The organism is Hymenobacter taeanensis (assembly GCF_013137895.1).
Taxonomy (GTDB): Bacteria; Bacteroidota; Bacteroidia; order Cytophagales; family Hymenobacteraceae; genus Hymenobacter; species Hymenobacter taeanensis.
In genome coordinates, this window is the sequence record NZ_CP053538.1 from 1,461,696 (window position 1) to 1,475,244 (window position 13,549).

General features: G+C 57.9%; 11 protein-coding genes and 1 riboswitch. Of the genes, 10 read left to right on the forward strand and 1 reads right to left on the reverse strand.

The window, feature by feature from the left end; translation table 11 throughout:
- Nucleotides 1–138 precede the first annotated feature (138 nt).
- A riboswitch (SAM riboswitch) is annotated at nt 139–253 on the forward strand.
- A 71-nt stretch (nt 254–324) separates the two neighbouring features.
- From metH to HMJ29_RS06310, 10 genes are all read left to right on the forward strand, one after another.
- Nucleotides 325–4,035, forward strand: a complete 3,711-nt coding sequence (metH, locus tag HMJ29_RS06265; protein WP_171590671.1) for a methionine synthase — start codon at nt 325–327, stop codon at nt 4,033–4,035.
- Nucleotides 4,036–4,121: 86 nt separating this feature from the next.
- Complete coding sequence (locus HMJ29_RS06270; protein WP_171590672.1) at nt 4,122–4,499, forward strand: endonuclease domain-containing protein; 378 nt, start codon at nt 4,122–4,124, stop codon at nt 4,497–4,499.
- 119 nt (nt 4,500–4,618) lie between these two features.
- Nucleotides 4,619–5,575: a methylenetetrahydrofolate reductase [NAD(P)H] gene (gene metF, locus HMJ29_RS06275; protein ID WP_171590673.1), complete on the forward strand. Its 957-nt coding sequence runs from the start codon at nt 4,619–4,621 to the stop codon at nt 5,573–5,575.
- A 111-nt stretch (nt 5,576–5,686) separates the two neighbouring features.
- Nucleotides 5,687–6,166 (forward strand): tetratricopeptide repeat protein, encoded by a 480-nt coding sequence (locus HMJ29_RS06280; RefSeq protein WP_171590674.1) that lies wholly within the window; start codon nt 5,687–5,689, stop codon nt 6,164–6,166.
- A 261-nt stretch (nt 6,167–6,427) separates the two neighbouring features.
- Nucleotides 6,428–7,003 carry an energy transducer TonB gene (locus tag HMJ29_RS06285; RefSeq protein WP_171590675.1) on the forward strand — a complete coding sequence of 192 codons (576 nt, stop codon included), beginning with the start codon at nt 6,428–6,430 and terminating at the stop codon, nt 7,001–7,003.
- Nucleotides 7,004–7,098: 95 nt separating this feature from the next.
- Complete coding sequence (locus HMJ29_RS06290; RefSeq protein ID WP_171590676.1) at nt 7,099–7,635, forward strand: hypothetical protein; 537 nt, start codon at nt 7,099–7,101, stop codon at nt 7,633–7,635.
- Between the two features lie 63 nt (nt 7,636–7,698).
- A complete protein-coding gene (locus HMJ29_RS06295) occupies nt 7,699–9,219 on the forward strand; it encodes an N-acetylmuramoyl-L-alanine amidase (RefSeq protein WP_171590677.1) in 1,521 nt (506 codons plus the stop codon).
- A 452-nt stretch (nt 9,220–9,671) separates the two neighbouring features.
- Nucleotides 9,672–11,075: an L-lactate MFS transporter gene (locus HMJ29_RS06300; protein WP_171590678.1), complete on the forward strand. Its 1,404-nt coding sequence runs from the start codon at nt 9,672–9,674 to the stop codon at nt 11,073–11,075.
- Between the two features lie 24 nt (nt 11,076–11,099).
- On the forward strand, nt 11,100–11,249 hold the full coding sequence (locus HMJ29_RS06305; RefSeq protein WP_171589546.1) for an MFS transporter small subunit: 150 nt from the start codon (nt 11,100–11,102) through the stop codon (nt 11,247–11,249).
- 103 nt (nt 11,250–11,352) lie between these two features.
- Entirely contained in the window at nt 11,353–11,787 is a 435-nt protein-coding gene (locus HMJ29_RS06310; RefSeq protein WP_171590679.1) for a putative signal transducing protein, read from the forward strand.
- A 133-nt stretch (nt 11,788–11,920) separates the two neighbouring features.
- Here HMJ29_RS06310 and HMJ29_RS06315 read toward each other — a convergent pair whose 3' ends face one another.
- On the reverse strand, nt 11,921–13,468 hold the full coding sequence (locus tag HMJ29_RS06315; RefSeq protein WP_171590680.1) for a carboxypeptidase-like regulatory domain-containing protein: 1,548 nt from the start codon (nt 13,466–13,468) through the stop codon (nt 11,921–11,923).
- Between the last annotated feature and the right edge of the window lie 81 nt (nt 13,469–13,549).

Below are 13,549 nucleotides of genomic sequence, written 5' to 3' on the forward strand. Positions count from 1 at the left end.
GTTAGCTTCCCCTAACCAGGCCGTGTGCACAGCAAACAATAAGAACGTCATGCTTCATCTGGTGTCCGCTTGTCGAAGCATGACGTTCCCAGCCTCCCAAATTGAAAGTTGAAGATTCCTGCTGTATCTTCGCAGAGTTACTTATCCAGAAAGACCGAGGGATTGGGCCCGACGACGTCTTAGCAACCTGAAATAAAACAAGGTGCTAATTCCCTTTTCAAACCGTTTTGGCGGTTTTGGAAGAAGATAAGAACAGGACGCGCTTCTCGCACGGCTCTCTCTGGATAGGCACTTTTTCGCTGCCGAATTACTTGAAGAGCCAATATGCCGACCGTCACTGACTCCCCGCTCCACGATATACTTGCCAAACGCGTCCTGATTCTGGATGGCGCCATGGGCACCATGATTCAGCGCCACAAGCTGGAAGAGGCTGACTTCCGGGGCACCCGCTTCGCCGATCATCCCAAGCCTCTGCGTGGCAACAACGACCTGCTGAGCATTACGCGGCCTGATATCATCAAAGGCATCCACGCCGATTACTTCGCGGCCGGGGCCGATATGGTGGAAACCAATACGTTCAGCGGCACCACCATCGCGCAGGCTGACTATGCCCTGGAGGATATCGTGTACGAGCTCAACTATGAGTCGGCGCGCATTGCCCGAGAGGTAGCCGACGAGTTTACGCGCCAGAATCCCGACAAGCCCCGGTTCGTGGCCGGTGCCATTGGGCCCACCAACCGCACCGCTTCCCTCTCCCCCGACGTAAACCGCCCCGGCTTCCGGGCCGTAACGTTTGACGAGCTGGCCACCGCCTACCACGAGCAGGTGCGCGGCCTTATTGATGGCGGCTCCGACGCTTTGCTCATCGAAACCATCTTCGACACACTGAACGCTAAAGCGGCGCTGTACGCGGTGCAGAAGTTCTTCGACGAAGGCGGCCGCGTGGTGCCCGTCATGATTTCCGGCACCATCACCGACGCTTCCGGCCGTACCCTTTCGGGGCAGACGGTGGAGGCCTTCTGGAACTCCATCCGCCACCTGCCCCTGCTGAGCGTGGGCCTGAACTGCGCCCTCGGCGCCGATCAGCTGCAGGTGTACATCAAGGAACTGAGCCGCATTGCCGACGTGCACATCTCGGCCTACCCGAATGCGGGTTTGCCGAATGCATTTGGCGGTTATGATGAGTCGGCTCAGGAATTCGCGGGCGTAGTAGAAAACTACCTTAAGGAAAGCCTCGTGACGGTGGTGGGCGGCTGCTGCGGCACCACACCCCAGCACATTGGCGAGCTGGCCCGTCTGGCTGATAAGTATGAGCCGCGCAAGCTGCCCGAGCTACCCAAAGCTACCCGCCTGAGTGGCCTAGAGCCCTTCGGCATCTACCCCGACAGCCTCTTCGTGAACGTGGGCGAGCGGTGTAACGTGACTGGCTCCCGCGCCTTCGCCCGCCTCATCCGGACCGGCAACTACGAAGCTGCCCTGCAAGTAGCCCGCGACCAGGTGGAGGGCGGTGCCCAGGTCATCGATGTGAACATGGACGAAGGCATGCTCGACTCGGAGCAGGCCATGACCACCTTCCTGAACCTCATTGCCTCGGAGCCCGACATTTCGCGGGTGCCGATTATGATTGACTCCTCGAAGTGGAGCGTGCTGGAAGCCGGACTGAAGTGTGTGCAGGGCAAGAGCATCGTCAACTCCATTTCGCTCAAGGAAGGCGAAGAGACCTTCAAGGAGCGCGCCCGCACGGTGCGTCAGTACGGCGCCGCCGTGGTGGTGATGGCCTTCGATGAGAATGGACAGGCTGACACGCTGGAGAAGCGCATCGAAATCTGTCAGCGCAGCTATAATATCCTGGTGAACGAAGTGGGTTTCCCGGCCGAGGATATCATCTTCGACCCTAACATTCTGACGGTGGGCACCGGCATGGAGGAGCACCGCAACTACGCGCTGGACTTCATCGAGGCCGTTCGCTGGATCAAGCAACACCTGCCCGGCGCCCTCACCAGCGGCGGCGTCAGCAACATCAGCTTCTCCTACCGCGGCAACGACGTAGTGCGCGAAGCCATGCACTCGGCCTTCCTCTACCACGCCATCCGGGCCGGCCTCGACATGGGTATCGTAAACCCCAGCCAGCTGGCCGTGTACGACGAAGTGCCCAAGGACCTGCTGGAGCTAGTAGAAGACGTGCTGCTAAACCGTCGCCCCGACGCTACTGAGCGTCTCGTTGACTTTGCCGACACGGTAAAGCAGAAGGATAAAGTGGAGGTAGTAGCCGACGCCTGGCGCAGCCTGCCGGTGAAGGAGCGCCTGCAGCACGCCCTAGTGAAAGGCATCACGGAGTTCATCGACCAAGACACCGAGGAAGTGCGCCAGCAAGTAGCTAGGCCACTCGAAGTGATTGAAGGCCCCCTGATGGCCGGCATGAACGTGGTGGGTGACCTGTTTGGCGCGGGCAAAATGTTCCTGCCTCAGGTAGTAAAATCGGCCCGCGTGATGAAGAAGGCCGTGGCCTACCTGGAGCCTTACCTGCTTGCCGACAAGCAAAGCGGCGACCGGCAAACAGCCGGTAAAATCCTGCTGGCCACGGTAAAAGGCGACGTGCACGACATCGGCAAGAACATCGTGGGCGTAGTACTGGCCTGCAACAACTTCGACATCGTGGACCTGGGTGTGATGGTGCCCCTGGAGAAGATTCTGGACGAAGCGCAGAAGCAGCAGGTAGACGTGATTGGTCTCAGCGGCCTCATCACGCCTTCGCTAGATGAAATGGTGTACGTGGCCCAGGAAATGGAAAAGCGCGGCCTCAACACCCCGCTGCTCATTGGCGGCGCCACCACCTCTCGCTTGCACGCCGCCGTGAAAATTGCGCCCAACTACTCCGGCCCCGTGGTGCACGTAAACGACGCTTCCCGCTCGGTAGGGGTAGCCGCGGCCCTGCTCGGCACCGCCGATGTGGAGTACGCCCGCACGGTGCGTGAGGAATACCGCCAGCTCCGTGAGGACTATGCCGGCCGCCAGCGCGAGAAGAACTACCTCACCATTGAAGCTGCTCGTGAAAACGGGTTCAAAGCCGATTGGGAAACCAGCCGCATTGTGAAGCCGAGCTTCCTGGGCACCAAAACCCTGGAAGATTATCCGCTGGCCGAACTGGCCGAATACATCGACTGGACGCCCTTCTTCCAGACCTGGGAACTGAAGGGCCGCTACCCCCGCATCCTCACCGATGAGAACGTGGGCGAAGCCGCCACCCAGCTCTTCAACGACGCCCAAAAGCTGCTGAAGCAAATCATCAACGAGAAGCTGCTCACGGCCCGTGCCGTAGTGGGGTTCTGGCCCGCCAACACCGTCGGCCACGATACCATCCAGATTTTCAAGGATGAGACCCGCCAGGAAATCCAGACGGAGTTCTTCACCCTGCGCCAGCAGAGCGAGAAGGCCCCCGGCGTGCCCAACCTGGCCTTCTCTGACTTTGTGGCGCCCAAGGAAACCGGCCGCGAAGACTACATCGGCGGGTTTGCCGTAACGGCAGGCCTAGGCATTGAGAAGCTGCTGGAAAAGTACGAGCAGGAGCACGACGACTACTCCAGCATCATGGTGAAAGCCCTGGCCGACCGCCTCGCCGAGGCCTTTGCGGAGCGCCTGCATCAGCGGGTGCGCGAGGAGTTCTGGGGCTACGACCCCGCCGAGAACCTTTCCAACGAAGACCTCATTCAGGAGAAATACAGAGGTGTGCGCCCCGCGCCCGGCTACCCCGGCTGCCCCGACCACACCGAGAAAATCACCCTGTTTGAGCTCCTCGATGCTGAAAGTACCACGGGCATCCGCCTCACCGAGAACCTGGCCATGTATCCCGCTTCCTCGGTAAGTGGCCTCTACTACGCCCACCCCGATTCCCGCTACTTCGGTCTCGGCCGCATCGGCAAGGACCAGGTAGAGGACATTGCTGAGCGCAAGAACATGCCGCTGCCAGAGCTGGAGCGCTGGCTGGCCCCCAACCTAAACTACGACCCTGCTAGTGTGCCCGTGACGGCGCTCTAGAGGCGCCCCACCCCCTAGCCCCCTCTCCGAAAAAGGAGAGGGGGAGCCTGACGATTACAGACCGTGCTAAGCTTTCTACTTGACTTATGTCCCAGGACAAGATTTTCACCGCAGACAAAAGGCTGTACGGTAAGTTGAATTTGAAAGGTAGGAGTCGCGCCATGCGGCATGAGCCCACGAAAGCAGAGGAAACACGATGGCAAGCAGTACGGGGTGGGCAGCTTGGCACCAAATTCCGACGCCAGCACAGTATTGACCGCTACATCATTGATTTTGTCAGCCTTAGTTCTAAACTGATTGTGGAGGTTGATGGAGAGATCCACAACCAGCCTGACCAGCAAGACTATGATACTGGCCGCTCCGCCCTGTTACAGGAACTCGGCTATAGAATTCTACGCTTCTCCAACAACCAAGTGCTGCACGAACCAGACCAGGTGATAGCAACTATTAAATCTGCTCTGTAACCCAACAACTGCCCCATCACCTAAAAGTCCGTTCGGCTCCCCCTCTCCTTTTTCGGAGAGGGGGCCGGGGGGTGGGGCGCCTACCAGAACGACCCGTCAACCTTTGGTTGGTCCGCTATATGAAAGTAACCGAACACCTGACCCGCGCCGACGGCAAGACGCTGTTTTCCTTCGAGGTATTGCCCCCGAAAAAGGGCGAGAACATCCAGAACCTGTTCTCGAATATTGAGCCCCTGATGGAGTTCAAGCCGCCGTTTATCGACGTGACGTATCACCGCGAGGAGTACGTGTACCGCCAGCATCCCAACGGGTTTCTGGAGAAGAAAACCGTGCGCAAGCGCCCCGGCACGGTAGGCATCTGCGCGGCCATCAAGAACCGCTTCGATGTGGACACGGTGCCTCACCTGATTTGTGGGGGCTTCTCGAAGGAGGAAACCGAAAACGCGCTCATCGACCTGCACTTTCTCGGCATTGATAACGTGCTGGCCCTGCGCGGCGACCCAATTAAAAGTGAAGGTCACTTCAAGCCGGACCCCGACGGGCACGCTTACGCCGCCGACCTCATTGGGCAGGTAGCTAACCTCAACAAGGGCGAGTACCTGGATGAGGAGCAGGACGACACCTGGGCCACCAACTTCTGCATTGGCACGGCCGGCTACCCCGAGAAGCACTTTGAGTCGCCGAACTACGGGGCCGATTTGCGCTACCTTAAGCACAAGGTAGACCGCGGCGCGGAGTACATCGTTACTCAGATGTTCTTCGACAACGAGCAGTTCTTCAACTTCGAGAAGCGCTGCCGCAACGCGGGCATTACCGTGCCCATTATTCCTGGCCTTAAACCCCTGACCACCAAGAGCCAGCTTACTATGCTGCCCCGTTCCTTCTACCTCAACCTCCCTGAGGAACTAGCTGATGCCGTCCAATTAGCCCCTGACAACGCGGCGGCCCGCGAAATCGGGATTGAGTGGTGCATCAACCAGAGCAAGGAGCTGATGGCTCATGGCGTACCCTGCCTACACTATTATAGCATGGGCAAGTCGGAGAGCATCCGGCGGGTAGCGGCGGCGCTGTTTTAATGGTGTCGTGATAAAGGGTGAAATTGTGAAAAGTTATTCAACTGCCTTCGCCTGCCTGGCGTAACGTAAAGACATTTATATTCACAATTTCACCTTTCACAACCTCACCGCTTGTCTACCCTCGATGACCTCTTTGCCCGTCTGCGGGAAGCCAGCACGCCCACCGAAATTGAGGCACTGCAGGATGGCATCTGGCAGATTTGGTTGATGACGGGGCACCCGCTGCTGGATAAGTATCTGGAGTCGGGGATGCGGGCTATGGCGGCCGGTGACTATACTCTGGCAATCCGGGAGTTTTCGTTTTTGATAGACGCCAGTCCCGATTATGCCGAGGGCTGGAACAAACGGGCAACGGCCCATTACCTGCGCGGTGAGTACCGGGCCTCCCTCGATGACGCCCGCCAGACCCTGCGTTTGGAGCCCCGTCACTTTGGGGCGCTGTCAGGGCGAGCTACTATGCTGCTGCACCTTGGCGATGTGGCGGGCAGCTTACGGGCCCTGCAACGCCTTGAGCACTTGTGCCCTAACTGGCCTGGCCTACAAACCCGCCTGCGCGATCTGCGCGACCAGTTAGACGAGCCCGGCTTGTAAGAAGTGAGCACTTACTCTTGGGGGTTCACACATATAGTTGTAAATTTCCCCGATCAAGGATTTCGTTCTGCCGCCTTCGAAAGTAAGCCGGGCTCCTTTTTTCAACCCAAAGACCCTTAATTCCACATCATCTATACTAAATTCAGTAGATAAGAGCTTTTCTATAATTATAATAATACCAATATTTAATTTCAATTGCTGTTGAATCAATGCCTAATAAAGTGACCGCGCTCTTCCCTCCCCAAATCCCACTCATTTCGCATGAAAAAACTATTACCACTCCTTGTTCTTGCTTTGCTGTTAGGCGTGTTCTCTGCACAGGCTCAGAAAATGCGCAAGAACGAATGGGAAAGCGGCCTGCTTGAAAAGGGCGAAAAAGTAGGCGTGTGGGAATACTACTCCTACACCCGCGACGGTCGGCAGGTGATTACCCAGAAGTACGATCATACGGCCAAGAAGCTCGTGTTTTTCCGCGACTTCGATGATGTGGCCTACCCAGTTCAAACTACAGCTGGCACCTGGAACCGGGAGCACCTAACTCAGCCACCGCTTTTTTTGGGAGGCGATGCCGCATTGGCCCCCTTCATGAGCAAGCTTAACTATCCTGCTCAGGCCCAGAGCAAGAACATCCAGGGTAAAGTAGTGGTGGCTTTTGTAGTAGATACCCTGGGCCGGGCCGTAGACCATAAGGTGATGCTGGGCATTGGCGGAGGCTGCGATGAGGAAGCGTTGCGCGTGTGCCGCGCTATTCCCAATCAGTGGCTGCCCGCCCGCATTGGGGGCCGCGCGGTGGTAGTGCAGCACGAGCTGCCCTTTACATTCCGACTCGCGAAGTAGCCTGATCTTTCTCTTACCACCCGCAGGCAATGGCTGCGCGGCCGGGCTGGTCTGGGCTGTGCAGCCATTCCTGCTTCTGACGCGTACATTACGGCATGAAACGAGCTATTCTTTTCCTACTGCCAGCCTCTGCCCTTCTGGCCTCTGCTCTCACCGCCTGCGACAGCACGCCCCGGGAACGGCAGGAAGCCGTGAGCCAGGGTGCCCGCCGCTTAGATACCATTGCCGACCGTGCCGCCGAAAAGCTGAAGGTGGCGGGCCACCGTGCCGCCCGCTTCGACTCGGCTTCCAAGGCCCGCTCCCGCCAGCCCCTCGATAAGGCGGCCGAGGCAACGTTTACCAGCGAGCTTTTGGGCACCTACGCCACCATTGAGCAACTCACGCCCACCACTATTGAGCCCGCCTTTGTGCAGTTTATGCAGCAGGTGCGAGCCAAACGCAAGCAGTGGACCCAGCGCGACTGGGACTACGCTACTGCCATCAGCCGGCGCCTTAACCAGCAATTCCGCGACATTCGGCTGGATATTAAGGGGCGCGATGAAATCCACATTCGGGCGCTGCAGGCTGAATTTACTGCCCTTGAGACCGGCCGAGATGTTAAGGATCTGGGGCAGGCAGTAAAGCAGCCCTAGGCCACTCCTGCGTTTTTCCTGAGCCCCGCCGTGCGCGGGGCTTTTGTTTGTTCGTGCCGTTTAATGAAGATTTTGCACAAGCTCATAAGTGGCCTAGCACTGGCCGGCAGCCTCCTGATGGGGGCTACTGCCTGGGCGCAGCAGTCTCGGCTAATTGAAACCGCCGAAACAGTACCCGCCGCCAACCAGTGGCTCAGCCCCGGCGACCGGCTGCAGGTACGCGTAGTAGGCCAGCCTGGTGCCCGCGTAACGTTCCTGAACGGGCAGCCGCTCACGGAGCTGGCGCCAGCACTAACCAACGGGAAACGGGGCATATACCAAGGCACCTACCTAGTACAACCCACCGATACCCTCCAGGACCGCCCAATCAGCTTTCAACTGCTTACTCCAGATAGCCTCACGGCCACTGCTCGAAGCAAAAACACCATCCGGTTCCTGAACCCCAGTGTTCCAGTGCTGGCCACCACACGCGGGCCCCTGGCCTACTTAAACTATGGCCTGGGCGAAGACCGCCTGGGAGGCGCTAAGCTCGGCTACCTCGACTCACTGGTGGTTCTGCACCTGACCGGGCGCGTGGGCGACCTGTACCGGGTGCAGCTCAGCCGGCACCAAACTGCCTGGGTACCGCAGGAAGTGGTACGGCTGCTGCCCCCCGGTGGCTTTGTGCCGGCATCTCTCACCGGCTCCTGGAGCGTACAGGGCGACTCGCTGCTTGACTACGTGCGGGTGCCCCTCACCGCCCGCCTGCCCTATCGTTCCCAGCTCCTCACCAAGCCCAGCCGACTAGTAGTGGATATTTATGGGGCCACCTCCAATACCAACTGGATAACTCAGCGCGCTGGTCTGCAGGAACTAGGCGACGTAACCTATGAGCAGATTGAACCCGATGTGGTTCGGATGGTGCTGCACCTGCGCCACCGCCAAAGCTGGGGCTACCATATTGGGTACCGCGGCAATGTGCTGGAGATTCAGGTGAGGCGCCCGCCCCAGAAGCTGCGGTTGCGGGGCCTGACCATTGCCGTAGATGCTGGCCATGGGGGCAGCAACGGCGGCGCTACCGGCGCTAGTGGGGCACGAGAAAAAGATCTTACCCTTGCTATTGCCCGGCAGCTACGCCGGGAGTTGGAGCAGGCCGGGGCCCTGGTACTCATGACCCGCGACCAGGATGTTACCGTTGAGAATGGGGCCCGGGTGCAGTTGCTGCGCCAGCGGCAACCCCATTTGCTGGTGAGTATTCATGTAAACTCCTCGGGCAGCCCTACCGTGCGAGGCACTAGTACGTTTTACCGTTACGTAGCGTTTCGCCCGCTTTCAGTGGCCTTGTATGAGCAAATGCTGGCTACTGGCCTACCGGGCTTTGGCAACGTAGGCAACTTCAATTTCGGGCTGAATGGCCCCACGGAGTACCCCAATGCGCTGGTAGAAACTGCCTTTGTATCGAACCCCGAAGACGAGAAGCTACTGGTATCGGCGGAGTTTCAACAACGGATGGCCAAGGCTATGCGGCAAGGAATTGAGAATTTCCTGAAAGGCTGCCGGGCCAAAGGCCCCAAAGGTTGGCTGCTAGGCCAGTCGGCGGAGTAAGGCTAGCGCTGCGTAAGCTTGACAGACAAACAGAATCCGCTGGCTTCTGCTTACTGGGGTTAGAAGACAGTAGCAGAAAAACGGATGCTTAAGCGGCAGTCAGCCCGTTAGGCTGCGCTGGTTGGCACGACGGACCTCTACCTACTAGCCCCGCCCTAAACCACACTACAGGCCCAAACGCCTATATAGGCGCCGGATATATAGATGTATCTACACCTTTTTCTGGTGAAGCTCGTACGTGCTGAGGAGTAGCTTCCTGTTGAGGTCAGCTAATACTACCCAGCAACATACTTTAGCTATAGCTACTTAGCAAAAAATACCTTATTCCAGGCAAAAAAGCTCGCGTAAGGTTCTACCTTACCGGTTACCAATCCGTACAGCCGGAACCGTGTTCCGGCAAGCTGCTTGGCCGTCTGTTCTTTCACCTACTTTCCCACATCACCACTCCACTTATGGCAAATGCTTCTTTACTAGACCGCAGCCGTACAATTGCCGGGCCGGGCTACAACCGCTGGCTGGTGCCACCGGCCGCCTTGGCCATTCACCTGGCAATTGGACAGGCCTACGCCTTTAGTGTGTTCAAGAAACCATTGGGCGCACTGCTCAGCGGCGACGTAGACCACCCGGCCGCCGGCGACTGGACTCCCGCTCAAATCGGCTGGATTTTCTCCATTGCCATTGTGCTGCTAGGCCTATCGGCGGCCATTTTTGGTAAGTGGCTGGAAAGAGTAGGGCCGCGCAAAGCCATGATGGCCTCCGCCCTGTGTTTTGGGGGTGGCTTTCTGATTGCGGCGCTGGGGGTGCATTTGCACAGCCTGGCTTTGCTGTATTTCGGGTATGGCTTTGTGGGTGGCATTGGCCTGGGCATTGGCTATATCTCGCCCGTGAGCACGCTTATTAAGTGGTTCCCTGACCGCAAAGGCGTGGCTACGGGCATGGCCATTATGGGCTTTGGTGGCGGCGCCATGATTGCCTCGCCGCTGTCGGTGGCTCTTATGGCTCACTTCAAGGATATGGCGCCTATGGGCGTGGCTCCCACCTTCATTACACTGGGCATCATATACTTTCTTTTCATGCAGTTTGGCGTCTGGACCATTCGGGTGCCTGCCGATGACTGGGCTCCCGCGGGCTACGTACCTAACGCTGAGCACAGCGCCCTGATTACCTCAGGCAACGTATCGGCCGATAATGCAATCAAAACGCCACAGTTCTGGCTGCTATGGGTAGTACTGCTTACCAACGTAACAGCCGGCATTGGCGTGCTGGAAACTGCTTCTCCTCTAATTCAAGACACTTTCTCGGATAAGGCCATGGGAGCTGGCCGTGGTGTAACGGTGGCCGCCGCGGCGGGTTTTGTAGGCCTGCTCAGCTTGTTTAACCTCTTGGGCCGCTTCTTCTGGTCCTCGGCTTCGGATAAGCTGGGCCGCAAGACTACCTACATGATTTACTTTGGGCTTGGGGTGCTGCTGTACGCCGTAATTCCTACCCTGGCGCACAACCTGCAGCTGGCCTTGTTTGTGCTGGTGGCATGCGTTATCATTAGTATGTATGGCGGAGGCTTTGCCACCGTTCCGGCGTACTTGTCTGACCTGTTTGGCAAGTACCAAGTGGGGGCTATTCACGGCCGCTTGCTCACAGCCTGGAGCACGGCTGGTGTCCTGGGTCCACTCATCGTTAACTATTTACATGAGAGCCGCAAGGCCGAAGGCTTCACGGGCGCGGCCGCCTATCAAACGGTGTTTTACGCCATGGCTGGCCTGCTGGTAGTAGGCCTATTAGCCAACTTGGCGGTGAGAGCCGTAAACGAGAAATACAATGAGAAAGGCCCCGTAACGGTAGAGGCCGGCGGCCATTAATTCTCCTTTCCCTAATCAGACTTCATGATGAGTGCACAACCTAATTCCTCTGCGTCGGCTCCGGTAGAAACCAGTTCAACGGTTTCTCTGGCTATTGCCTGGCTATTCGTTGGCATCCCGCTGGTGTGGGGTGTAGCCCAAACCTTTATCAAGGCTCTGACTTTATTTCAGTAAGCTCAACCTTCAGATTATCAGTAAAAGAAGCACCCAATCGGGTGCTTCTTTTGTTAGAACAAGGGTGCATCTTTGCGTACTCTTCAGCGCTGGCCCGTTTCTTATGACTTCCGCCTTCAATGCTGGCTCAGCGGTGGTGCTACTCACCACTTTCGCCGACTCGTTTGCCGCTCACTTAGCTAAAAGCCAACTGGATGCCGAAGGCATTCCGTGTTTCCTCGGCAATGAGCATCGCCCCTATGGCCCCGTCTCGGGCGGGGTGCGCCTGTATGTGCGTGAGCAAGATGTAGCAGCCGCGCACGAGCTATTGCAGCCGCAGCATTCGCCTATGCACGCCCTCCCCGATCAGCCCAACAGCCTGGAGGAGCAAGCCAGCCCCCTTTGCCCCCGCTGCCACCACCACGATGTGGTATGCCGCCACACCCCGCAGCCCTCTGATAGCCTGTTCACAAAGCTCCGCTTGTGGCTCCTGGCCCCTGAGGCTCCACAGTGCCACTGCTTCAACTGCGGGCATGAGTTTGAGCTGACGGGTGAGTAGTTACCGGCTACATTGCACCCGGCACGGCCCTCACATATGGTAGGCGCTGGCGTGGCCTACAAACCGTAAAGAGCCCTCGGCGCATGTGCTGCCGAGGGCTCTTTACGGTTATACTGGCAAGCGTGGCGCCTGGCTAGCGCCAGTCGGGCAGGAAGGCGTTTTGAAAAAGACGGGCCCGGTTGCGGCCGTCCAGTTCAACAGTATATACATCTGGGGTAGAATTTGGCACATTGTTCACCTGCACAAATAGGATACGCGCCCCATCAGGAGAGTAACGCGGGGTAATGTCATTAAACCCAAGCGGCTTACCGGTGCTGGTGCTACTGTTTACTCCCGCCGAAACATCAACTAGGCCACTGCCATCGAGGTTTTGCGTAAAAATATGGGCGTTCAGCTGCCGGCCCATAATGTCGCTGAAGCCATCCACGTCGCGCGTGTACATTACCCGTCGCCCATCAACGCTGAAGGAAGGTGAATCGAGGCGGCCGGGCACGTTGCCTACCAGCAAACTACCATTTGAGCCATCGGCGTTGTACAAGTACAGCTCTGAGTCATACACACTGATACCAACCGTTTGCACCACAATGCGGTTGCCCTGGGCCGTCCAGTCGCACTCGCGGAAGTGGCGCCCGGCCGGGGCTGTTGCCAGCAGCGCTAGGCCAGTACCATCCCGGTTGATGCGGTAGAGCTTGTCGTAGCTGCTGTAAATGAGCTGAGCCCCGTCCGGTGACCAGTGGTACCCTATGCCTTGGTTAAAGTACCCGTCTACGGGTAGCAGCGTTATCTGGCGGGCATCAGAACCATCCCGGTTCATGGTGTAGAGCTGGAATTGCCCGGTTGCGTTCGAGGTATACGCTATTCGGTCGCGGTTGGGGCTGAGCTGAGGCGCAGTCTCAATGAAGGCAGATGTGGTGAGCCGCTGCAACGTGCTACCCGATTCATTGCTGGAATAAATGTCGGTATTGCCGTTTACCTCCCGCGCAAACAGGTAGCGGTTGTCGGGGAGGGGGCCGGTCCGGAAGCTCCACAGGTTAGACCGGGTGGCGCTTCCGCCCGCATTGCGCACCGTTACTTGCCAGAAGTACGTGGTATTATAGCGTAGGCCAGTGGCAGTTACAGTGGTATCTCGGCTATTGGTCAGCAGCGACCTGCTACTACCGTTGCTGCCTTCGTACAATACCACATCGTACTTCAACGAGTCGGAGCGGGTGGCATTCACGGGGTGCCATTCCAGCTTCACATCGGGGCCGGGCACCTGCGCCTGGTCAGCGGGCGACGGGCGGTTAGGGGCCGATGGGGCCGCTGTGTTCAGGCTTTTTGCCAGCAGAATAGTTACTGTAGTAGTCTTGTTTTCATCTATAGTTACGGCTACGGTTGTTTGCTGATAATCAGCTTTACTAGCTACCAGCGTAAGCCGGCCAGTGGGCACGTTGCTCAGGTCAAATACCCCTTGTGCATCCGTCACCAGCGAGGAAGTGGCGGGGGTGGTAGTGATGGATACACTCGGCAAGAGCTGGTTGGTACGCGCATCGCGCACAATCCCCTGCACGCTTCCGTAATACACCGGCTCAACCGGGTCGTCTTCACAAGCACTCAACACTACCAATAAGGGCAGCAACAGCAGATAAAGGCTTCTGCTCAGCGTAAAGCGCTTAACTAAGCGCGAATAGACAACCAGCATTGAGGTGGGTGGGGATAATGGAAGGAGAGAACTGGGTAGGTTAGAGCATTGGCTTGCTTGCGTTTGCAGCTGCCAGGCCAC

What these genes read in the sequence shown, in the direction of transcription:
- HMJ29_RS06300 (WP_171590678.1), top strand. Translation starts at nt 9,672, where the DNA reads ATGGCAAATGCTTCTTTACTAGACCGCAGCCGTACAATTGCCGGGCCG.
- HMJ29_RS06305 (WP_171589546.1), top strand. Translation starts at nt 11,100, where the DNA reads ATGATGAGTGCACAACCTAATTCCTCTGCGTCGGCTCCGGTAGAAACC.
- HMJ29_RS06315 (WP_171590680.1), bottom strand. Translation starts at nt 13,468, where the DNA reads ATGCTGGTTGTCTATTCGCGCTTAGTTAAGCGCTTTACGCTGAGCAGA.
- HMJ29_RS06285 (WP_171590675.1), top strand. Translation starts at nt 6,428, where the DNA reads ATGAAAAAACTATTACCACTCCTTGTTCTTGCTTTGCTGTTAGGCGTG.
- metH (WP_171590671.1), top strand. Translation starts at nt 325, where the DNA reads ATGCCGACCGTCACTGACTCCCCGCTCCACGATATACTTGCCAAACGC.
- metF (WP_171590673.1), top strand. Translation starts at nt 4,619, where the DNA reads ATGAAAGTAACCGAACACCTGACCCGCGCCGACGGCAAGACGCTGTTT.
- HMJ29_RS06290 (WP_171590676.1), top strand. Translation starts at nt 7,099, where the DNA reads ATGAAACGAGCTATTCTTTTCCTACTGCCAGCCTCTGCCCTTCTGGCC.
- HMJ29_RS06310 (WP_171590679.1), top strand. Translation starts at nt 11,353, where the DNA reads ATGACTTCCGCCTTCAATGCTGGCTCAGCGGTGGTGCTACTCACCACT.
- HMJ29_RS06270 (WP_171590672.1), top strand. Translation starts at nt 4,122, where the DNA reads ATGTCCCAGGACAAGATTTTCACCGCAGACAAAAGGCTGTACGGTAAG.
- HMJ29_RS06295 (WP_171590677.1), top strand. Translation starts at nt 7,699, where the DNA reads ATGAAGATTTTGCACAAGCTCATAAGTGGCCTAGCACTGGCCGGCAGC.